The 371-nt window shown below is 69.8% G+C and carries 1 protein-coding gene; it reads right to left on the reverse strand.

All coding sequences use genetic code 11. The annotated features are described in order from the left end of the window. The coding region (locus AB1L30_RS00920) for an Hpt domain-containing protein (RefSeq protein ID WP_367011458.1) at window positions 1–244 on the reverse strand (244 nt) is incomplete at its 3' end. Window positions 245–371: the final 127 nt, after the last annotated feature.

Here is a 371-nt window from a genome sequence, read left to right on the forward strand (position 1 = left end):
GTCCAGTCGACCGACCAGAGGTCCTTCGGTAGAGCCGCCCGCAGCCTCGATCGCGTCTTCCAGTTCGTGGATGCGGGGCCGCCAGGGTGGTGAGGCCGACGCTTCCCGAGGCCCCTTTCAAGGTGTGGTAACAGCGGCCGAGTTCGTGGAGCGTCTCGGAGTCGTCGCCGCGTCCGAGTCGAAGGACGAGGTCTTGAATCCTGGAGAGCAGGTCGGCCAGGTCAGCGATGAGGATGGCCTGCAATTCGGCGTCGAGCCCCAGCGTCGCGACCTCCGAGGCCGGGTCGGTTCGTGGGGCAGAGTCCGGGCCGCCGGGCGCCGACCGAACGGGGGGCGAAGGAGGGGGGGCCTCGATCCCCGGGTCTTCGGGG

The organism is Bremerella sp. JC817 (assembly GCF_040718835.1).
Lineage (GTDB): Bacteria > Planctomycetota > Planctomycetia > Pirellulales > Pirellulaceae > Bremerella.